19 protein-coding genes and 2 tRNA genes are annotated in these 21,468 nt (G+C 30.2%); 16 read left to right on the top strand and 5 right to left on the bottom strand.

Features of this window, described 5'->3' with window-relative positions:
* Window positions 1–153 precede the first annotated feature (153 nt).
* The gene (locus P5P90_RS12505) at window positions 154–2,697 is read left to right on the top strand and encodes a TonB-dependent receptor (protein WP_278034988.1); all 2,544 of its coding nucleotides are present in this window, start codon (window positions 154–156) and stop codon (window positions 2,695–2,697) included.
* Between the two features lie 84 nt (window positions 2,698–2,781).
* Window positions 2,782–3,021: a hypothetical protein gene (locus P5P90_RS12500; protein WP_278034987.1), complete on the top strand. Its 240-nt coding sequence runs from the start codon at window positions 2,782–2,784 to the stop codon at window positions 3,019–3,021.
* A 64-nt stretch (window positions 3,022–3,085) separates the two neighbouring features.
* Here P5P90_RS12500 and der read toward each other — a convergent pair whose 3' ends face one another.
* Entirely contained in the window at window positions 3,086–4,396 is a 1,311-nt protein-coding gene (gene der, locus P5P90_RS12495; RefSeq protein WP_278034986.1) for a ribosome biogenesis GTPase Der, read from the bottom strand.
* A 199-nt stretch (window positions 4,397–4,595) separates the two neighbouring features.
* Window positions 4,596–5,483, bottom strand: a complete 888-nt coding sequence (era, locus tag P5P90_RS12490; RefSeq protein WP_278034985.1) for a GTPase Era — start codon at window positions 5,481–5,483, stop codon at window positions 4,596–4,598.
* 118 nt (window positions 5,484–5,601) lie between these two features.
* Here era and P5P90_RS12485 point away from each other — a divergent pair.
* The 5 genes from P5P90_RS12485 (at window position 5,602) to P5P90_RS14365 (ending at window position 9,185) form a co-directional block, all read left to right on the top strand.
* Window positions 5,602–5,674, top strand: a tRNA-Met gene (locus P5P90_RS12485).
* A gap of 504 nt (window positions 5,675–6,178) precedes the next feature.
* On the top strand, window positions 6,179–7,339 hold the full coding sequence (locus tag P5P90_RS12480) for an acyltransferase family protein (RefSeq protein WP_278034984.1): 1,161 nt from the start codon (window positions 6,179–6,181) through the stop codon (window positions 7,337–7,339).
* Between the two features lie 344 nt (window positions 7,340–7,683).
* Window positions 7,684–7,756 (top strand) — tRNA-Met (locus tag P5P90_RS12475).
* 227 nt (window positions 7,757–7,983) lie between these two features.
* Complete coding sequence (locus P5P90_RS14255) at window positions 7,984–8,463, top strand: Arm DNA-binding domain-containing protein (protein ID WP_340696405.1); 480 nt, start codon at window positions 7,984–7,986, stop codon at window positions 8,461–8,463.
* The gene (locus tag P5P90_RS14365; RefSeq protein WP_422851740.1) at window positions 8,439–9,185 is read left to right on the top strand and encodes a tyrosine-type recombinase/integrase; all 747 of its coding nucleotides are present in this window, start codon (window positions 8,439–8,441) and stop codon (window positions 9,183–9,185) included. The genes P5P90_RS14255 and P5P90_RS14365 overlap by 25 nt, the downstream gene beginning before the upstream one ends.
* Window positions 9,186–9,195: 10 nt before the next feature.
* On the opposite strand, the gene P5P90_RS12465 is transcribed toward P5P90_RS14365, so the two are convergent.
* Window positions 9,196–9,798 (bottom strand): hypothetical protein, encoded by a 603-nt coding sequence (locus P5P90_RS12465; protein WP_278034983.1) that lies wholly within the window; start codon window positions 9,796–9,798, stop codon window positions 9,196–9,198.
* Window positions 9,799–10,008: 210 nt separating this feature from the next.
* Complete coding sequence (locus P5P90_RS12460; RefSeq protein ID WP_278034982.1) at window positions 10,009–10,182, bottom strand: helix-turn-helix domain-containing protein; 174 nt, start codon at window positions 10,180–10,182, stop codon at window positions 10,009–10,011.
* A 154-nt stretch (window positions 10,183–10,336) separates the two neighbouring features.
* Between P5P90_RS12460 and P5P90_RS12455 the strand changes: the two genes are divergently transcribed.
* From P5P90_RS12455 to P5P90_RS12415, 9 genes are all read left to right on the top strand, one after another.
* Window positions 10,337–10,993 carry a DUF4919 domain-containing protein gene (locus P5P90_RS12455; protein WP_278034981.1) on the top strand — a complete coding sequence of 219 codons (657 nt, stop codon included), beginning with the start codon at window positions 10,337–10,339 and terminating at the stop codon, window positions 10,991–10,993.
* A 226-nt stretch (window positions 10,994–11,219) separates the two neighbouring features.
* Entirely contained in the window at window positions 11,220–12,197 is a 978-nt protein-coding gene (locus tag P5P90_RS12450; protein ID WP_278034980.1) for a hypothetical protein, read from the top strand.
* A complete protein-coding gene (locus P5P90_RS12445) occupies window positions 12,178–12,594 on the top strand; it encodes a hypothetical protein (RefSeq protein ID WP_278034979.1) in 417 nt (138 codons plus the stop codon). The genes P5P90_RS12450 and P5P90_RS12445 overlap by 20 nt, the downstream gene beginning before the upstream one ends.
* Before the next feature lie 226 nt (window positions 12,595–12,820).
* Window positions 12,821–13,165, top strand: a complete 345-nt coding sequence (locus tag P5P90_RS12440) for a hypothetical protein (protein ID WP_278034978.1) — start codon at window positions 12,821–12,823, stop codon at window positions 13,163–13,165.
* A gap of 121 nt (window positions 13,166–13,286) precedes the next feature.
* Window positions 13,287–13,742 carry an AAA family ATPase gene (locus P5P90_RS12435; protein ID WP_278034977.1) on the top strand — a complete coding sequence of 152 codons (456 nt, stop codon included), beginning with the start codon at window positions 13,287–13,289 and terminating at the stop codon, window positions 13,740–13,742.
* A gap of 202 nt (window positions 13,743–13,944) precedes the next feature.
* Window positions 13,945–15,138: a DUF3871 family protein gene (locus tag P5P90_RS12430; protein WP_278034976.1), complete on the top strand. Its 1,194-nt coding sequence runs from the start codon at window positions 13,945–13,947 to the stop codon at window positions 15,136–15,138.
* Between the two features lie 56 nt (window positions 15,139–15,194).
* Window positions 15,195–15,443 (top strand): hypothetical protein, encoded by a 249-nt coding sequence (locus P5P90_RS12425; protein WP_278034975.1) that lies wholly within the window; start codon window positions 15,195–15,197, stop codon window positions 15,441–15,443.
* 493 nt (window positions 15,444–15,936) lie between these two features.
* The gene (locus P5P90_RS12420) at window positions 15,937–17,472 is read left to right on the top strand and encodes a hypothetical protein (RefSeq protein ID WP_278034974.1); all 1,536 of its coding nucleotides are present in this window, start codon (window positions 15,937–15,939) and stop codon (window positions 17,470–17,472) included.
* 16 nt (window positions 17,473–17,488) lie between these two features.
* Window positions 17,489–18,148 (top strand): NUMOD1 domain-containing DNA-binding protein, encoded by a 660-nt coding sequence (locus tag P5P90_RS12415; RefSeq protein WP_278034973.1) that lies wholly within the window; start codon window positions 17,489–17,491, stop codon window positions 18,146–18,148.
* A gap of 88 nt (window positions 18,149–18,236) precedes the next feature.
* Here the strand turns inward: P5P90_RS12415 and P5P90_RS12410 are convergent, their stop codons facing one another.
* The gene (locus P5P90_RS12410; protein ID WP_278034972.1) at window positions 18,237–21,407 is read right to left on the bottom strand and encodes an SIR2 family protein; all 3,171 of its coding nucleotides are present in this window, start codon (window positions 21,405–21,407) and stop codon (window positions 18,237–18,239) included.
* Window positions 21,408–21,468: the final 61 nt, after the last annotated feature.

Raw genomic sequence — 21,468 nt, 5'->3', positions numbered from 1 at the left:
AAAAGCTTCATTCAAAAAAGCTTCATTCAAAAAAGCGCAAAAAAAGAAACATTATCAAATTCAAATACAACAATTCATTATTGCATGATGTGTATGTGTCAGTAAAAAAAATTTAGGTTTAAGTTCTACTAATCATATATAATTACTAAAATAATGAAAACAATCATAAAAAATACATTTGCAACTCTTTTATTACTAAGTCTTTCAAGCACATTGGCACAAACCATTACGGGACGTGTAAATACAATAGATAACAATCCTTTAGAATCAGCTAATGCTGTGATAAACGGAACAACAATTAGCACAACAACTGATAAAAACGGTGATTTTACTATTGATACACAAGGAAAATTACCCATTACCCTGTCTATCCAATACACAGGATATAAAACCGAAAAAATTTACTTAACCGCAATACCTTCTACTCCATTAACAATTATTTTAAAAGAAGACAACCAACTTGCCGAAGTGGTCATTTCTTCCAGAAGGAAAATTGAAAAAGCACAAAATGTCCCGATTCCTATTTCGGTAGTAAGTGGAAAACAAGCCGAACAAGCGGGCGCTTTTAATGTGAATCGAATCAAAGAACTCATCCCTTCGGTACAATTATATTCATCCAATCCAAGAAATACAGGAATCAACATTCGAAGTTTAGGTTCGCCTTTTGGATTGACCAATGACGGAATTGATCCTGGAGTAGGTTTTTATGTTGACGGTGTGTATTATGCACGTCCAGCTGCTACGACTTTAGACTTTGTCGACATCAGTCAGATTGAAGTATTACGTGGACCACAGGGAACTTTATTTGGAAAAAACACCACCGCAGGTGCCTTTAACATTACGACTCGCAAACCTAGTTTCATACCGGGAGCAAATTTTGAAGTGAGCTATGGAAATTACACATTCTTACAAGCAAAAGCATCGGTAACAGGCGGATTAACTAAAAAAATTGCGGGGCGTATATCCTTTTCAGGAACCCAAAGAGATGGACTAATTGACAATGTGGCTACAGGAAAATCGACAAACACTTTGAACAATTTAGGGATTAAAGGACAATTATTGTATACCCCAACGGCCAATACTAATGTCTTATTCTCGGCAGATATTACTACCCAACGTCCTGACGGTTATGCCCAAGTTATTGCAGGAGTTGCTCCAACCCAAAGAGCCGCTTACCGACAATTCAACCAAATCATTGCCGATTTAAATTATCAATTACCAAGTACTAATCCATTTGACCGAAAAATCGATCATGATACCCCTTGGCGTTCAGGACAAGATTTAGGAGGTGCTTCTTTAAATATCGACACTAAAATTGGCGAAGGAACACTAACTTCAACTACGGCTTGGCGTTTTTGGAACTGGGATCCATCTAATGATAGAGATTTTACAGGATTACAAGTTTTGGCTAAATCACAAAATCCTACCAGACAAACGCAATTCACGCAAGAAATACGTTATGCAGGACAAATCGCTTCAAACATTAGTGCTGTGGGAGGTATCTTTTTTATCGACCAAAATTCACACACCACCGGAACAGAAGAATCAGGAAATGCACAATGGCGTTTTTCACAAAGTACAACAACTTCTAAATGGGCTACTCCTGGTTTATTTGAAGGTTACGGAATTAATACTGACGCTAGTATTCATGCCGTATCAGCAGCTATTTTTGGACAAATAGACTGGACAATTTCGGAAAAATTACATCTTTTACCAGGAGTACGATACAATTACGATAAAAAAGACGCTACTTACAACCGTAGTACTTATGGCGGTTTACAAACGAACGACCCTGAATTAATTGCCATAAAAAAATTAGTATACAGCGACCAAAATTTTGCTAAAAATACCGATGCTACCGACTTTTCAGGTAACCTAACACTATCTTATAAACCAACTGACCGAGTAAATACTTACGCAACTTACGCTAAAAGTTACAAACCTGTTGGCGTAAACGTTGCTGGTCTTCCTACTGTTAACGGTCAACCAGCACTGGATTTGGCTGTTATTAAACCAGAAAGAGTAAATCATTATGAAATTGGTGCTAAAACAACGCCGTTCAACAATACGATTTTCAACATTACTTTCTTTAATACAGATATTACCGATTACCAAACCAATGTTCAGGCGGCTGAATTAGGTGTCAACCGTGGTTATTTGGCCAATGCGGATAAAGTACGAGTAAGAGGTGCCGAAGTTGATTTTAGCGTTACTATCAACTCCCATTTTAGCATCAATGGTGCAGCCACCTATACCGATGGAAAATACATCAAATTTATCAATGCCCCACTACCCTTAGAAGAAACAGGATCTTCCATTTCATTTAAAGATGTTTCAGGAACGAGTTTGCCTGGGGTTTCAAAATGGGCAGGAAGTCTTGGCGGCGAATACACAAAAGACGCTAAATTATTTGGCAACCTAGGGAAATTCTTTGTTGGATTAGATGCCTACTCTCGTACGGAATTTTCATCCAGTCCCTCTGCTTCCAAATATTTAATTGTTCCCGGTTATGCGATTTTTAACGGTCGTTTGGGTTTCCGAGTAGCAGAAGGTTTATCGGCTCATATTTGGGGACGTAACCTTTTCAATAAAGATTATTTCGAACAACTATTACCTGCAGGTGGAAATGCAGGACATTATGCAGGTGTATTGGGTGACCAAAGAACCTATGGTATTACTTTGAAATACACGTTGTAAAACAAAAAAAACCAAAACACTAATTACCAACAACTTAACAGCCTATTCAGCATAAAAATCGTAACTTTAAGAGAAAATGGAGCTATGAAAAATTTTGCAATGAAACTGCTAGGATTTACCACGGCTTATGTATTTGTATTTGCTACATTGAATCAAACCAATGTCAATATCCGAATACTATTAATGATGCACAGTATAGGATTTATTTTAATCCCATTGATGAGCTATACTGTTTTGACCGATAACTACACTACCAATAAAACTTTTAAAGATTGGTACGAAGATCATCCTATGGACACGCTGGAAGACGAAGAAGACAATTAAATCCTTAATCATTTTATTCCAAAAAAAAGTCCCAATTCCGATTGTTCAGAACGGGACTTTTCTATTATTTCTCTCTAATATAAATATCAATTGGCACTCCTGAAAAGTCCCAATTGTCTCTGATTTTATTTTCAAGGTAACGTTTGTAAGGTTCTTTTACGTACTGCGGTAAGTTGGCAAAAAACACAAACTGAGGCGTTGGTGATGGCAACTGCATACAATATTTAATTTTCACATACTTCCCTTTGGTCGCTGGTGGCGGATAAGCCTCAATCACCTTCAACATATACTCGTTGAATTTAGAAGTTGGAATACGTTGTTGTCTGTTTTCAAACACCTGAACTGAAGCTTCCAACGCTTTCAACAAACGTTGTTTAGTCAATGCCGAAACGAAAAGAATAGGCACATCGGTAAATGGCATTAATTCTTTCTTGATTTTCTCTTCATAATCACGGGTTGACATAGTATCTTTTTCAACCAAATCCCATTTATTTACCAAAATCACCACACCTTTTCGGTTCTTTTGTGCCAACCAAAAGATATTTTGGTCCTGACTTTCAAATCCTCTGGTCGCATCGATAACCAAGATACAAATATCAGCATGCTCAATCGCACGTACCGAACGCATTACGGAATAGAATTCTAAATCTTCCTTTACCTTAGCCTTACGACGAATTCCGGCAGTATCGACCAAGTTAAATTCGAAACCAAAACGGTCAAACTTTGTATCAATCGCATCACGAGTCGTTCCTGCGATGTCTGTAACCATAAATCGGTCTTTACCAATCAAGGCATTGATAAAACTTGATTTTCCCGCATTAGGACGTCCCACCACTGCAAAACGAGGCAATACTTTTTCTTCTTCTACCACTTCTGGTTTTTCAGGAAAAGCTTCAATCAAAGCATCTAGCAAATCTCCTGTTCCACTTCCTGAAATACTGGCAAATGTGTAATAATCACCTAAACCAAGGTTGTAAAACTCCACCGCATCTTTCTCACGCATGGCATTATCAACCTTATTTACGGCTAATAAAACAGGCTTAGTCACTTTACGCAACAACTTAGCCACTGTTTCATCCATAGGTGTAATACCTTCTTCAACATCAACCACAAAAATGATTACATCCGCTTCGTCGATAGCCAATTCTACCTGCTTACGAATTTCGCCTTCAAAAACATCCTCTGATCCACGCACATATCCTCCCGTATCAATTACAGAGAATTCCTTTCCATTCCATTCACTTTTTCCGTAGTTTCTGTCACGGGTAACTCCCGAAACCGAATCTACAATCGCTTCCCTTCTTTGAATCAATCGATTAAAAAGCGTCGATTTACCTACGTTTGGTCTTCCTACAATGGCAACAATGTTGTTCATTTCTTTTATTTTTAATACTGTCTCCCGACAGCTTGGTTTCAGACTTTAGAGCTTTTCTTTCAGATTCCTGAAAATGGCATTCCATTGTACATCTAAAATCCGGTATTTTTATTTTTTTTTTGCAAAGGTACACTTTTAGTTTGCAGTATTCAGCATTAAGTATTCAGTAATTATAATGTTTCAAACTGACCACTGAATACTATTTCTGGTTATACCCAAATCGTTTTAACATATTGGTGTTAGTCCTCCAGTTTTTATTCACTTTCACATACATCTCAATATGAATTTGTTTACCAAAGAATTTCTCTAAATCTTCACGGGCTTCCACCCCTACTTTTTTCAATGCTGCACCTTTATGACCAATGATAATTCCTTTTTGTGTATCGCGCTCCACCATAATCAGCGAACGAATTCGAATAATGTTATCGGTTTCAATAAATTCCTCCGTTACAATTTCTACCGCATACGGAATTTCTTTGCTGTAATTCAATAAGATTTTCTCACGGATAATTTCATTCACAAAGAAACGTTCCGGTTTATCGGTCAATTGGTCTTTTGGATAATAAGGAGGTGAGTCGGGCAATAACGAAATGATTCTTTGAAAAACTTCCGGCACATTGAAATTCTGTAAAGCCGATATTGGGTAAATTTCTGCATTCGGCACTTTCTCAGTCCAGAAAGCCACCTGCTGTTCTAATTGCTCTTGATTTGAATTATCAATTTTGTTCAATAACAACAAAACCGGAATTTTGGAATGGATAATTTTATTAAAAAAAGCTTCGTCTTTCAATTCCTGCTCTCCTATTTCCACCATATAAATCAACACATCTGCATCTTCAAAAGCTGATTTTACAAAATCCATCATCGATTCCTGCATTTCGTATGCCGGTTTAATGATTCCAGGCGTGTCGGAAAGTACCATCTGAAAATCATCTCCATTTACAATCCCAAGAATTCTATGACGGGTAGTTTGCGCTTTTGAGGTAATAATAGACAATCTTTCTCCCACAAAGGCATTCATCAATGTCGATTTCCCTACATTAGGATTCCCTATAATATTTACAAAACCTGCTTTATGTGCTGTCATTCTATTTAATTTAATGCTGCAAAGGTAGTCATATCAAGCCAATAGACGAAATAAAAAGATTTTTTTAAATTTAACATTGGAAATGTGGAATTTAATCGTATCTTTGCACCCGAAACATCGCGGGATAGAGCAGTAGGCAGCTCGTCGGGCTCATAACCCGAAGGTCACAGGTTCGAGTCCTGTTCCCGCTACTAGTTGAACCAATAACCTCAAGAGTCTTCTTGAGGTTTTTTTGTGCTCTCAAATAAGTCAACAAAATCATCCATCTCATCTATCAAAGATTCGATTTTCCGGTCTGAATAGTCTACTAAGAAAAAGCTTCTGAAAAATCTGAAGCTTTTTTGTTTACAAAATCACAGGTTATCCCGATTCCGACGCTTCGGAACGGAACTGTTCCTGTTACCAAGAAAAACTTCATATTCAATATGAGTTTTTTTGTTTAAAAAGCAAATCTTTTTTTACTTCCTTATCTATCCCGTTTAACCCTACAACATCTCTATTGAAAGGTATTAAATCTTTTAATAACAATATCATTTTACCCCACTGTACCTTATTTTTAAAATCTTAAAGCTTTTATTATTACTCAATAAAATAATAGAATATTTTTACAATAAATAAAAATATTATTATTTAATTTACTGACTACTAACATAAAACAATCTAATTAACAACCAAAACTACCATTTATTTAAATTATGAACCAAAATAACAGCAATTATATCGGTTTTTCAGACTCAAAAAAACATTACGAAATTTTAGACGGACTTCGTGGCATTGCAGCTATTTTAGTTGTGATGTTTCACATATTGGAGTCTTTTTCATTAGGCAATCCTTTTACACAATTAATAAATCACGGTTACTTAGCCGTTGATTTTTTCTTTGCTTTATCAGGATTTGTTATAGGTTATGCCTATGACGATCGTTGGAACAAGATGTCGCTAAAAGATTTTTTCAAACGAAGATTGATTCGACTACACCCGATGATTATTATTGGATCTATTTTGGGCGCACTGACATTCTATTTTCAGGGTAGTGTCGATTTTCCTATGATTAACACCATTCCGATAGGAAGAATGATGATCTTTATGCTTATAGGTATGTTTTTGATTCCGGTTCCCATTTCTATGGACATTAGAGGATGGCAAGAAATGTATCCTCTGAACGGTCCGGCCTGGTCACTTTTTTTTGAATATGTTGCCAATATTCTTTATGCCTTAATTATTAGAAAATTCTCTAACAAATTACTGGGATTTTTAGCACTAATTTCCGGCATACTACTGATTCATTTTGCAGTTACAAGTCCTTCCGGAAATGTAACAGGAGGATGGTCTTTGAATTCCACCCAGCTTCAAATTGGACTTACAAGACTTTTATACCCTTTCTTTATTGGATTATTGATTTCAAGGGTTGTTAAACCCGGTCATATAAAAAACGCCTTCTTATGGAGTTGCATTTTAATAATTGTACCTTTATCAATCCCAAGAATTGGAGACCAAACAAACGTATGGATAAACGGCCTTTATGAAGCACTTATCATTGTTTTTGTTTTCCCTTTTGTAATTTACATTGGAGCTAGTGGTTCTATAACCAATAAATTAGCAAGCAAGTTTAACCGCTTTTTAGGCAACATCTCATATCCTTTATACATTACTCATTACCCTTTAATCTATATGCAAATGGCCTATATAGCCAATCATAAAGAAAGCATGAAGGAATCACAATTCTCTATGATATTAGTCTCTGTAAGCGTGCTAATAATGGGAATTTTAATTGCTTGGGCAAGTTTTAAATTTTACGATGTCCCAATAAGGAAATGGTTATCGAAAAAATCGTTGAAAAAACATCTAATTCTTTGAGCAAAGAATAGAAATTTGAAGTTTTAAATAACTAAACTTACTTTTTTAGTTTACAATTACTTTCGCTAAATATTTTCTTTAAATTACAAAGTAATTGTGAAACCATAATGCATAAACCGTATTCCATATATAAATAAACAAAGCGTAGATATCCATATAAAAAAGGCTCTTTTCGTTTGATTAATGATTCCATCTAAGTCATCAAATCAAAACTAACAACTAACTTTTTACCCCACAAAACACAAAACAAAAAACTGTAATCCAGGCATTTACGAAACAGATTAAAATATTTTCAATAATCACTTGCATTACAACTATTAATAGTTGTACATTTGCACCCACATCGCGGGATAGAGCAGTAGGCAGCTCGTCGGGCTCATAACCCGAAGGTCACAGGTTCGAGTCCTGTTCCCGCTACTAAGAAAAAGCTTCCTAGAAATAGGAGGCTTTTTTTATGGAGTAAAATCAAGTACTTCCACTACTCTCCTATTTTTCGAATACTTCAAAATTCCCAAAACAAGGCTAACTTTTAGGTTGCAATCCATTTTTTATTTGGGTTGCAAAAAGGCTAACATTCGGGTTGCATAAGAAAATTCCGAGGGTTGCATTTTTTAAAACTATCACTCACCATTAAATATTCACCTATGACAACACAATCAATTAAAATATTATTCCTTATTTCCGTTACCAGAAAAAACAAAAAAGGATTTGTTCCATTAATTTGCAGAATTACATATTTAGGAAAAAGAAAACCATTTGCAACTGGAATATACATTGATCCCGATAATTGGGACAGTAGCTACCAATTGACTAAACCCAACAACGAACATAACAACCAAATTAACACCCAACTAAGCCTGATTAAACAAGAAATTAATCAGGCTTTTTTATTTTTACAAGTTCAAAAAGAGCGATTTGATGTTGAGGATATATACTTAAAATACAAAGGAACAGACACAAAACAATCTAAAACCTTAATTGAAGTATTTACATTACACAATACTAAAATGAATTCTCTTGTTGGCATTGAATACACCAAATCCACTTATTCTAAATTTATTGAAGCCAAACAACATACTGAGGACTTCCTTTTCTACCAATACAAGAAAAAAATATTTTACTAGAAAATATAAATCTGAAATTTTTAGATGATTTTGATTATTACCTTAAAACACAAAAAAAGTTTAAACAAATCACAATAAACAAAAGCATTCAAAGAATTAGAAAAATTATAAAATTAGCTATTGCAGAAGGCTATATTATTACAGATCCATTTTTACTTTATAAACCCAAAAAAGTAATCAACACTATAACCTATTTAACAACAGAAGAACTAATTAAATTAGAAAATCAATCTTTCTCACAAATCAGATTAACCCAAGTAAGAGATTTGTTTTTATTCTGTTGTTATACCGGTTTACCATTTCAGGAAATGGCTTCTTTAACCAAGAAAAACATTGTTACAAAATTTGACAACAAACCTTGGATTGATATTTATAGACTGAAAACAAAAAAACAGCTGTCCGTACCGTTACTTCCAAAAGCAATTTCAATTTTGGAAAAGTACCAAAACAATAAATGTTTACTACCTAAAATTAGCAATCAAAAATTTAATTCCTATATCAAAGAGATTGCAGAAATCATTGGAATCGAAAAAAGACTTACCCATCACGTTGCCAGAAAAACATTTGCCTCAACAGTATTATTGTATAACGATGTACCGATGGAAATTGTATCTGAACTATTAGGTCATTCTAATATGGCTATTACACAAGAACACTACGGTAAAATAGTTCAAAAGAAAATAAGTGAAGAAATGAGTAAACTCACTAAAAAACTACTGTAATATTTAAAATTTATAATGCTTCAAATATATACTCCCATTTAAAATAAATATTTTCTTTAGGTTTTTTGTATAGTTTTTTAAACCATCCGTAGGGTTTGTTTACTTTCCACAAAGACCATACAAAAGACTCCATCTTATTTTTGTAATGATTTATCACAACTTTAGCTCCCTCTTTCTTCGATTCTAATATACCATATCCTTCAGGCGCACATTTTTTAGGGATTTTTTGTTTAGTAATTTCAGCAAGTTGAACCAATAAAAAAGGTAAATTTTTATTACTGATTGTTTCGAATTCAGATACAAGTAAGCTTTGAATATCCTTTAATAAGTCTAATTCATGAATAGGTCTTCCAAAAATTGAATATGATGGATCACTATAAGAATAAACTCCCTGATTAATTACAATTGGGGAGTTAAAACCTAAAGCATCACTTCTTAAAATTCTTATATCATTACGGATTGTTCTTTCAGAAACACTATTTACACCCTGAAATTCAGATAATTTTTCAGAACATTTTTCAATTAGTACTTCAATTGTACAACTCAATTGTGGATTAGACAAACATTCGTCTATAATCTTGTAACGTAATAACGCATTTAAATTTGTAGGCATATTTTAAAATTGCAGATAGACTGCATTTAAATTAAATACTATTGTCAATAATTAATAAAAGTAAAAAAATAACACATAAAATACGAATGGAAGAATAAAAAAATATCACTAAAAGTGGGTATTGTCATAATAGAGCAATACCGTTTTCTTTGTGTTTAATACATTGAAAAAATAATAAAAGAAATACTTATTAATATTTAAAGTGGAAATTTAAGATTCAGCATTTAAAATAAAAAACTCTGAAATATCAATTTTTAAAGTCATTGAAATAGCATAAAGAGTAGTTATCGAAGTATTGATAACACCTCTTTCTATTCTGCTTATTTGAGAGATCTCTATACCTAACTCATTTGCCAATTGTTCTTGTGTGTAACCTTTTGACAAACGTAGTTTTCAGAAGATTTTCTCCAAAGTTGATTAATATGCTTTTTTTATTCAGATTATCCACGAAATAAAATTCGTTGAATAATACTTTTATACAATAGGCATATTTGCCTATATTTGAAAATGAATAACCGTTAAAATTAAATCTCTAAAAATGAAAAAATCAATTACACAATTTGTATTAATACTCTCCTTTATAGGTTATTCTCAAAATCGTATCGCTTACGATTTAATTGGAAAAAACATCAAAAACAGTAAATCTGAATTTTATTATCCTGATTTGTTAGAAAGATTCCAAAAAGGTGATACAACGCTTACGTTGAATCAAAAAAGGCATTTGTACTATGGATACACTTTTCAAGAAAATTTCAAAAATTTTAAGTTTAATGGATTACTGGATAGTATTTCAAAATATGAGCAACTAAATACCAATGAAGCTCTATTAAAAGCCTTGGATTTCAGAAAAAAAGTCCTTGAAAGAAATCCATTTGAAACAGGAATAATTGATGGTAAACTTGCAATTTATAAAATGCAAAATAATAAAGAGGAGTTTATAAAAGGTATACATCAAATCTCATTAATCTTTGATGCAATCTTAAGTTCTGGAGACGGGCTCTCTAAAGAAACTGCATTAGTGGTAAACACTGTGTCATCGGAGCTTGAAATCATATCAATATTAGGTTTTCAACCCATTAAAAACCCTGTAGTTATTGATGAAAATTATGAATTCATTGAAGTTAAACCAAATGATAAAAACGTAAAAGGAATCTACTTTGATGTCTCTAGGACTACTTACAGAATGTATTATTAAAAAAAATAACAAATTATGAATAGTAAAAATGAACTAAATATTGGGCTCTTAATGGGGTATCTATATTTAATTGTTAGTCAATTTGCAGCAATTTACTTTTGGTGGCAATGGGCAAATGATAATAGTTTTCTGTCTTCTTTAATAATTGGACCTCTGATTGGCGAGATAAAAGGACTACTATGGATATTCTTTGTATGGTAAAATAATAAATCAAAAGTTACAAATTATGAAAAAAATCATCCAGATATTCTTCTTAGGTATCATTATTTCATGCAACAAAACAGGTAAAACTTCAATATCCGACATAATTGATTGTGATGAAACTGCAAATTATATTTCATATTTTAATGCTCTATCCGATGAGTATAAAATCTTATTAAAAGAAGATTATAAAACTATTAATGAAAAAATTATAATCGAAAAAATAAAACAAGAAAGGATTTCTAATTATAACGCCATTAAAGAGGGAAGCATTATTGTAAAAAGCAAAATATTAACAGAAAAAAAGTCAAGCATTCCTAATATTACTATAATAAAATATAGAAGGACAATATATGATACTAAACAAGAAAACGCTTATTACAATGATAATGTAGTTATCAAAATATCAAATTCTGAAAAAGACACTTTTTTCCCTTATAACAAAAGTTCATTACCAAAAACAGATTCTATTTTAAATAAAAAATACAGCCCTGTTTTAATAAATGAAATTAATTCTATTTTAAAAAGGAAACAATTCTCATCAATTGACGTAAATTTCCCAAAAGTAAAAGAAAGACTAAATACTTACATGACATATTTAGAAAATAATAACCCAGCATTTATCGATATGGTTTATCCTCCAGTTTTTAAAATATTCTGTGCAGAAAATGATAGAAGTTGTATAAATGAAATTAAAAAAGAATTAGCCAATAGCTTTATTAATAGTACAAAATATTTTAAACCTACTGATTTTGTAATAGAGTCGTTTGAACAAATTAAAAATAACAAAAACATTTATTTTTTAAATTACTCATATCTTTATGAAGATGGCAGGCATTTTATTAATAAAACAATTGTGTTTAAGTATGCTGATGAAATTTATTTTTTAGAATATTCGAAAGAGCAAATGAAAACGTATTCCAATCTATTTAGCGACTTAACTCTCAATGCAATTGTCGAATTAGCTGAAAAAATTAAACCTCATGAACTACAAAAACTGTAAACATTATAATGAAATTGTTCGGGTTTTAGCTGAAAATTTAAGTTTAGAAGATATTAATTTCGAAATCGATGAAACTGAAGGCTGTGAATGTAAACAAAATGAACATTCCGTTTGTGAATTATGGGTTACTTTAGCATTAGCTCACGATATGGCTCCTCAATTAGGAATAGAACATGCAGAGCAAACTATTTCTAATCTTGATTCAAGAATGAAAGAGATAGCTACTTTGCTTGTTTCCAGTGTTGGTAATAAAACAGAACCTATAGATGAGCCTGAAATTCTCCCTGAACCCATAATCGACAATCAGTGGTATGAATCACTAACTCCAGAACAAAAAAAATCAATTGACCTGATTAAAGAATTGGACAATACAACAGATGAAACAGAAAGACTATAATCTGTAAAAACATATTTTTAATTTTATAGGTATAATAACCATTAAGGTTCAGCTTTTCAATTAAAGTTGAGCCTTTTTTATTTTTCTAAATTTAAAATATTTTTAAAATTTCTGAATGCGTGACATAAACAATCAGCCCCACCCCACACTTATAAACATTGGGTAATCCCCCCTTGATTGGTAAAGGGAATTATTTTAAATGTATAATCTTTTAAATTTAAAAACTATGGTTACAATTGTAGATTACAAGACATTCTCAAAAGAAAATGGAGAAAATTTCTTTGGATTAGTTGTCCAAGGAGGTGTGGAAGCAGTAAGAAGCACACAAACAGGTAAAATGTATTTTACTTCAAAAACAGCAACAGTACCAACAACATTTAATGAAATAACATGTAAAAGTTTAGTTGGAACAACACTTGAAGGTGCTGTAAAGAAAGTAGAATGCGATGATTATGAATATACCGTTAAGGAAACAGGTGAGGTAATTACACTTTCTCATCGATATGAGTACGTAACTGCTGAAGAAGAAATTCTAAACAACAACTTAGTTCCAAAAGAAATGGTTGCTTAGTTACTGTGTTATTTTAAATATTTAATAAGGGGTTCCACATATGGGAATCCCTTTTTTTATTACACGAACTTAAATTATCCCATATAATCCATAAAAATTACAAACCTTAAAAACATAAATTATGAAGCTACAAAAAGCAACAAGACACCAAGTCAAGTTACGCATTGGACTATCAGGACCGTCAGGATTTGGCAAAACCTATTCTGCATTATTATTAGCTTACGGAATGACTAATGATTGGAAAAAAATTGCCATAATCGATACTGAAAACAACAGTGCCAGTCTGTATTCCCATTTAGGAGATTTTAATGTTTTAACATTAGAAGAACCATTTAGTCCTGAACGTTACATTAAAGCTATTCAGGTATGTGAAGAAGCTGATATGGAAGTAATAATCATTGATAGTATTAGCCATGAATGGCAATCTAAAGGCGGATGCCTAGAGATCCATGAACAATTAGGGGGGCGATTCCAAGATTGGGCAAAAGTAACACCAAGACATAACGCTTTTATTGATGCAATAATTCTTTCCAAATGTCATATTATCACAACAAGCAGAAGAAAAAGTAGATTATAGTATTGATAAGGATTCAGATGGCAAAACTAAGGTAAGTAAACTTGGACTTAAAGAGGTTACTCGGGAAGGTTTTGAATACGAATTAACAGTCAATTTTGAGTTTTTAAATGACAATCATCTAGTACAAGCTTCTAAGGACAGAACTGAATTATTTTCAGGTAAACCAGAATTTATTATCAATTCTGCTACAGGTAAACGTTTAATGGAATGGTGCAAACAAGGTATATCTATTGAGGATATTAAAAACCAAATTAATTCCTGTACAACAGAAGAAGGTTTGAAAATATTATATGCTCAATATTCCAATTTTAGTAAAGAGTTATATCCTTTAATAGTTGAAAGAAAAGAATCACTTGATAAATTGAACAATCAAATTATTTCAAACGAACAAATAATCCAACAACCAAATCTCCAAAAAATGAATTTAGCCATAAATAATCCAATCCAACAAGTCATCAACGAAGAGGAAATAATTGTATTCCCAAGAAGAAACTTTATTGAAGCTAATACCCTAAGTGTAGACATAAAACATTTACAAAAAGACTGTATTGTTCCTGTATTTTGCAAGGATAACGAATGCACAATAAGCCATTATGAATTTATCAATAGCACTAAAGAAGTAGTTGAAGACATATTAAACTATAATGGTGTTTTAAAACCTGATATCAGAGTTTCCCATGTTATTAAAGGAAGAACACCCAATGCAATTGGGAAACCTGCAAAAGAACTATTGGAACATGAAAAAACCATTTATTATGAGCGAATGGCATTTGTAATTGAAATACCGGAAATAAGTGAGGTTATCAATGGGAATAAACTTAATTTGACAATTGGAGGTGTTCGTAGTTATAATCAGGAAAATCTTTTCAGCAAAAAATCCCTAGAAAAATTCAAGGTTTTTATAGGCTTTCAAAATACTGTTTGTACCAACTTATGTATTTCTACTGATGGTCTTAAAGAAGATATAAAAGTAGGATCAGTTTTGGAACTAAAATCCAAAATATATGAACTGATCAACAGCTACAAAAAGAAAGAGCATTTAATTCTATTAGAAAAAATGAATGATTTCAGCTTAAATGAAACCCAATTTTGTCACCTTATTGGAAAAATGAAGTTGTACTCCCATTTAAGCAAAGAAGAGAAACAGCATTTATTTCCATTAGCTTTAAATGATAGCCAATTAAATATTGTTCTAAAAGACTACAATACAGATCCATATTTCAGTAAATCGGAAGATAAAACTATTAACTTTTGGAAACTGTACAATTTGCTTACTGAAGCCAACAAAAGCACTTATATAGATTCTAATCTAGAAAGGAATGTCAATGCGTACGAGTTTATCAATCACCTCGCAAAAAGCATAGAAAATCAATCTACAAATTGGTTCTTAAATTAGTATATATAGCTAAAAAATCGTTTTGGAACTGTATAATTATTTTAAATTAATAATACATGAAAGACCATGATTTGGCTGAATTACTCAAATACAGTTCACCAAAAGAAATCTATGTTATCACATGGAATAACCTATTAATCCAATTAAAATGCCCTTTTAGAGTAATTGTCCTTAACGATATAGGCTGGCTTAAAAAAGGGCAAATTGTTTTAGTTAGTGAAATTAGGGTTACCAATGATATTAAAACGGTATTTATTATCGAAATGAACGCTTATTATTACTTCCATTTTGATATCCTTATTTAAAATAGCTAAAAGGAGTTATGCTTTTTTGTTAACCAATCTTTTGAAACTGTTTCTCCTACATCAAAAAACAATTGAAAACGTATTGTCTAGACCATAAAGCGAGTTTTTATAAATAGAAAAACTAAATATTTGTAAAATCTCGCTTTTATAATCTAAAAAAATTATGAAGTCCCATTAGAAAATATTAGAAAAAAATTAAGAAAAAACTTGCTTTTTTAGAAAAAATGTTGTATATTTATATTTATTGAAACTTTACTCGCACTTCTAGTAAAGTGATTATTCCAAATCAAAAAACTGTAGTGACTAATTTACCTAAAAATCAAGTTTTCTTCAGTTGAACAATTTCAATTTTGCAATTTATTTAAGAAATAAAATTCTTTAAGACTTCACTACCAATTCAAAAAAAATCATTCCTGTAAAAAACTGATAAACACTAACTACCAATTCTTAAGTAATTGCATTTCATATTATTACATTAATTAAATAATTCTAAATGACAATTCAAACTAACAACGCTCAAAATATTGGGCAGATTACTTCTTGTATTACGAAAAAACCAAATCTAACCGGGAAAATTAAATCCAAACTATTAACTACTAGAATTAAGTCTAATACTAATATTAATAACAATATAAACTTCATATATGTTACTGATAGTAATAATGCAAGTAATATTAAAGAAAACCCTTTAAATACAAAGCATTCAGAGTTATATTGCACTGAAGATATTAGTGATTTAAATTCCACTTTTCCGCTATTTTTTCAAAATATAGATAAAATATACATTCCAAAAAAATCTAAAAGACATCTTGAAAAATGTATTCCTATAGAATATTTAAGAGCTATCGACAATAATACGGATATAGCTATTGAAAAATGTCTAATTCTACTTTCAAATTTATCCTCAACAATATATTCTGAGAATAAATGGAAAGAACTATCATCTAGAATTATGGACTTACAAACTAAAAAAGGAAAAGACAATACAATAATTTACTCTAAAATCATAAAAGCTCTTAAATACTGCACAAATACAACAGATGCATTGATTCAAATAAAAACTAATGGATTGGGAAATGAAACCTATCAAGAAGGAATTGTATGTAAATCATACAGTTTAACAAATACCTATTATAATTCAGGTCTTGTAGAATATAGCATTAAAGATAAAGATATTCTTCAAAAAAGAAATGAGTTTTTTTACAGCCAATTAAATAAAGCACAGACCAATATTATAGCAAATAACCTTATTGGACTATATTCAAAAATAGAGCTTCCTACATTGGACGATTTAAAAATAGAAGCAAAAAAACTTGTAAAAGCCAAACACAAAACTAAAAAAGGTAAAATTCTAACTTTTTTAAATAAACATAATAAATCCTACTTTAAAGATGCTTCATCAAGAAGTTTTGTAGAAGAAAACATAAAATTATTTGAATTCTTAACTAAAAGAAGCTTTTTAATACCAATTATTGGCGATGAAAAATCTGGTGGAAGAGTTGTAGATAGTTTTACATTGATGCCTAGTTGGATAAGAAATCAACTTAAAATTGATGATGAACCAATAGTTGAAGTAGATTATAAAGCTCTACATCCAAATATTGCAATGACAATTTATGGAGGTTCTAAGAAATATATAACACATGAAATAGTTGCCAATGAAACAAATTATAAAAAGGAAGATGTAAAAATAGAACATCTTTCATTTTTTAATAAAACACAAAGAGACATGAGATCAAGTATTCTTTATAAATATTATGAATCTTCAGAACCTCAAATGCTCAATGCAATAGTACAAGACAAATGGAGTAGTAATAAAAAACATAAAATTACATCAATGAAGTTTTTTGCAAAGGAAGTAGAAATTATGACTGAATGTATTAGGTTGTTAAATGCAGAAGGAATCAATGTTGGTTATGTATATGATGCTCTATTCTGTAAAAAAAGTGATGCTGAAAAGGTTAAATCAATTATGGATAAAGTTGTATTACAATGCAATGTTTATACCACAGCACAAATAAATTATTAATAATGAAAATGATTAAATGGAGAACACGATTAATAAGTATATTATTTACAAAGCAGAAAATGTTAAAACAGGAGAAATCTATATCGGAGCAACTACTCAATCTATTGAAAGTAGAAAAAATGATCATATTCAAAAATCAAAATCAGGAAGTAACAACAAATTTCATATTGCAATTAACAAATATGGAAGTGATTCCTTTAATTGGGTTCAAATTGATACAGCAACTACTCCAGATGAATTAGCCTCAAAAGAAATCAAATATATTTCAGAAAACAACTCATTTGAGAATGGTTATAATTCAGATAAAGGTGGTGGAATAAAGAAAAGTATATATCAATATAACTTAGATGGAAAATTGATTAACACTTTTAAAGATTTAAAATCAGCAGCCCAAATTATTAATGTAAAAAAACAATATCTTTCAAGAGCTTGTTGGAATAACAATCATACTTTAAGAGGATATTTATGGAGCTATGAATATAAAGAACCTTTTTTAACTATAACTGACAAAAGAAAAAAACAGGTAATTCAGTATAATTTAAATGGTGAGGAAATTACTCGATTTAAATCTGTTACTGATGCTTCGAAAGAAACTGGCATTTCCAATACAGGTATAGCAAAATGTTGCCGTGGTGAACGCAAAACTTCGGGAGGATTTATTTGGAATTATATATAAGAAAAAAGACAGCTCAAAAGGCTGTCTTTTTTATCTAGATTATTTTGTATTTATTAATTTAGAATTAAATTTCAAAAAAGTTTATTTGTCAATCTTTTACTTCTTCGAAATTAACAGAACAGATACCTTTGGGAGTAAAAGTTAAATTTGCAAAATATTTTGTATTCTTTTTAACTTTTAAATAATCTGATTTGCTTATTCTAAATTTACTTGATAAACCAAACAATCGGACATTAAATACTAGTTGTTCTTTAAAATGAATTACGGTACCTTCAAATTTTTTAGGTGTAAAATCATCATCATCAATCCAGAACTCTTTAATTGTTAAATTTAGATATTTAAAATTTTTACTAATTTCTTTTAAATGTTTGTCTGCATATGAAAACTGGTGATCATAACATTCTTTTCTAAAAAAAGTATAATGATAATTAAATAAATCTTTTTTAATAACAGTATCATTTTTGTACTTATTGATTACCATTCTGGAATCTAAATCATATAATCTTTTAGAATGAAAATTAAAAATAGTTTCTTTAACAGAATCAATATGCAAATAATTTTCAAGTTCATTTATTATATCAAATTCTGAATATCCTTTTAACAAATTCTTGCCAAAATTGAAATAATCATTTTCAATTGTATTAAGCTTAAATATTAAAGCAAAAGGTCTAGTCTCTGAATTTTCATATAAACTTTCAAAATGCTTAATTATCTCAACTTGAGTTATATGATTAGTTTTAATATCCTTTATGTAACTCTCTTTAAGTTTTAAAATTCTATCAATATTTTCATACACAGATTGAATTGCCTTAATAAATAAATCTTGAATTATTGTGTGTTGTTTTAATATTTCATCTTCATCAACAAGTACATTTTGAAGAGTCCACAATTCTAATTTTATGTAATCATAATAACTGTAAGAACTGAATCTATCAATACTTAATTTTATTTCAAAAAAGTCTCTAGCACTTTCTAAACTTTCATTTCTTAAATAAAACTCTTTCTCTTTATGATAAATTCTAGCAAGATTAAATTCTATCGAACCTCTTCTATGTGTAATATGAGAATTTCTTTTTTCATAAAAAGAATCAATATATTGCAATTTTGTTGCTGCTTTTTCTAAACTTTTCTTGTCTTTTCTTGATTCTAAATTTATTGCATAATGTATATTGAAATTTTGAATAGTATCAAAAATTAAACTTGCTTCATCATAAAGTTTATTGATTTTTTCATTTTGAAAAACATCATTAACTTTTAGTGATTTTAATAAATCAACACATATTCTTGAATGATCATCATTTGGATTAAATTGTCTAATTATCTTCAAATAATCATTAAATAATTTTTCATTATTCTTATATGATATTGAAATGCATTTTTCAGAAATTATGCTGTGTTTTGTTTTAAAAAATAAGTCTTCTTTAGTGTCAAATGGTTTTTCAATTTCATTAATTAGCAAGCCTTTACAATCCACTTCCAAAACATTTTTCTTAAAATCATCCCAGCTTCTAGAAACTAATTTCTTTAAAATGCTACCTGGCATTGGTATTTTGTATTGATATAAAAGAGATGTGAAAATAAAAGCAGTTTTTGCTTCAACATCAATCAAATTTAATACACTATCAATAATCTTCTCAAGCTTATTACCCTCAACAATAGATAACATTGCTACATATGGGTCAGAATTAAATTCAAATTTTATTCTTTCAAAATATCTTTTCTCTTCATTTTTATCTCTTACACTTATCAGATTATAGAGTTTTAATTTTTGTATTAAAGTAGTGATTTCAGAATCTTCTAATTTATGATTAATCTCTATTACATTGATGTTTTTGTATGTGTAAGCAACCAAATATTTTTTCAAAATATTTTCCCTTATTGGTGCTAAAAAAGAAATATTATATGGTAGCTGTTCTTCACTTAATCTGATTCTAAAATTAATAAAATCTTTAAAAGTTGAATTGCGCTCTATTGTGTCAATTAATAAAACTATGTTTTTAGCATTACTCTTTTTAATTATTTCTTCAATATCTTGAGTTCTTATATCACTAGGGTCAATAATTTCTATACATAAGTAATCTAAATCATTAGTAAATTCTTTTAGAACCCTGTAAGAAATTGTTGATTTGCCTATACCATAATTACCCGATAAAAAATTTATTGGAATTAGACCATTATTAGTATTTGATGCTAAAATTTGTTCTGTAATTTTTTTGTTTACTTTAGATTTAATTACATCATAGTCTTTGAGAATTATGGAATAATTGGGAGAATGCCCTTTGTAAAAATCTTCTGGTTTAATTGTTTCATCTTCTATTGCAGATTTAAGCTGCTTAATTTTGCCATTCAATCTTATTTGAAGCTTAGGGTCAAGAGTAATTTTAATATTATCCTTATTGTAAAATTTAGTAGCTGATTTAGATGCTATTCTGTCTAATTTTTCACTTTCCCATTTCTCGTAATATTCAATGAATTTTGAAGATGTCAATTTTATTGTTATCACATTATTACTCTCCAAAAATGGTATTAAACTCTCATTAGGAAAAGGGTCAACATTGTAAATTACTTTTTCTTTTTGAATATTATCTTTTCTCATAGTCTCAAGCAATTGTTTAGCTAGACCATCTGTAAAAGAATATCCTATGGATAAGAAATTTACATTAGTGGAAAGGTTGTTCAAGTTTTTTAAAACAGTATTGTAAAATTTTTTGCTTTTTGTAAAATCATCTGATGAAAAAACAAAATTATATTTACTGATATTACTTATACATCCATTTAATTTTACATACTTAATTTGGTCATTTGAAACGCCCAAATTATATTCATTTATATTTCTGACTGGTAAAATTTCCTTATGTTCCTCAGTAGTTCCTTTAATATCATCATAAGCATTTTCCAGTATTAAATCAAGATTAGTTGTTATAATTTGTCTCCAATCTAATCCAGCAATAACTTTATGAAATCTTTCAGGTTTTATCTTAACTAAAATAGATTTAATATATTGGTCAAATTCATATCTGTTGAACTTATCCAATGTAGAAGCCCTATCAAGAAATTCAACTAAATCATTAGTGTCAAGATTTACTTGTAATTTTTCTTGGTAGTATGAAATTATTTCAGAACCTAAATATTTTTTCTTATCAGTCACGGAAAATCCCGCTCCTAGAAATAGGATTGTATTTCCATTATGAATTTTAGGGAAAATATTTTGCTCTAAAAACTCTATTGTTTCTGAATTGTCTTCTAATAAACCTTTCATATCTACAACCTCTTTAAAACTTCAATTATTGTATTTGCTGTATAGCAATCTTCTACATTTT

The organism is Flavobacterium nitratireducens (genome assembly GCF_029625335.1).
Lineage (GTDB): Bacteria > Bacteroidota > Bacteroidia > Flavobacteriales > Flavobacteriaceae > Flavobacterium > Flavobacterium nitratireducens.
The sequence above is the reverse complement of the archived record's forward strand: the minus strand, read 5'-3'. Positions and strand labels throughout refer to the sequence as shown.

Excerpts from the sequence above, each read along its gene's own strand:
- P5P90_RS12505 (WP_278034988.1), top strand. The coding sequence starts at position 154 with ATGAAAACAATCATAAAAAATACATTTGCAACTCTTTTATTACTAAGT.
- P5P90_RS12500 (WP_278034987.1), top strand. The coding sequence starts at position 2,782 with ATGAAAAATTTTGCAATGAAACTGCTAGGATTTACCACGGCTTATGTA.
- der (WP_278034986.1), bottom strand. The coding sequence starts at position 4,396 with ATGAACAACATTGTTGCCATTGTAGGAAGACCAAACGTAGGTAAATCG.
- era (WP_278034985.1), bottom strand. The coding sequence starts at position 5,483 with ATGACAGCACATAAAGCAGGTTTTGTAAATATTATAGGGAATCCTAAT.
- P5P90_RS12480 (WP_278034984.1), top strand. The coding sequence starts at position 6,179 with ATGAACCAAAATAACAGCAATTATATCGGTTTTTCAGACTCAAAAAAA.
- P5P90_RS14255 (WP_340696405.1), top strand. The coding sequence starts at position 7,984 with ATGACAACACAATCAATTAAAATATTATTCCTTATTTCCGTTACCAGA.
- P5P90_RS12465 (WP_278034983.1), bottom strand. The coding sequence starts at position 9,798 with ATGCCTACAAATTTAAATGCGTTATTACGTTACAAGATTATAGACGAA.
- P5P90_RS12455 (WP_278034981.1), top strand. The coding sequence starts at position 10,337 with ATGAAAAAATCAATTACACAATTTGTATTAATACTCTCCTTTATAGGT.
- P5P90_RS12450 (WP_278034980.1), top strand. The coding sequence starts at position 11,220 with ATGAAAAAAATCATCCAGATATTCTTCTTAGGTATCATTATTTCATGC.
- P5P90_RS12445 (WP_278034979.1), top strand. The coding sequence starts at position 12,178 with ATGAACTACAAAAACTGTAAACATTATAATGAAATTGTTCGGGTTTTA.
- P5P90_RS12440 (WP_278034978.1), top strand. The coding sequence starts at position 12,821 with ATGGTTACAATTGTAGATTACAAGACATTCTCAAAAGAAAATGGAGAA.
- P5P90_RS12435 (WP_278034977.1), top strand. The coding sequence starts at position 13,287 with ATGAAGCTACAAAAAGCAACAAGACACCAAGTCAAGTTACGCATTGGA.
- P5P90_RS12430 (WP_278034976.1), top strand. The coding sequence starts at position 13,945 with ATGGAATGGTGCAAACAAGGTATATCTATTGAGGATATTAAAAACCAA.
- P5P90_RS12425 (WP_278034975.1), top strand. The coding sequence starts at position 15,195 with ATGAAAGACCATGATTTGGCTGAATTACTCAAATACAGTTCACCAAAA.
- P5P90_RS12420 (WP_278034974.1), top strand. The coding sequence starts at position 15,937 with ATGACAATTCAAACTAACAACGCTCAAAATATTGGGCAGATTACTTCT.
- P5P90_RS12415 (WP_278034973.1), top strand. The coding sequence starts at position 17,489 with ATGGAGAACACGATTAATAAGTATATTATTTACAAAGCAGAAAATGTT.
- P5P90_RS12410 (WP_278034972.1), bottom strand. The coding sequence starts at position 21,407 with ATGAAAGGTTTATTAGAAGACAATTCAGAAACAATAGAGTTTTTAGAG.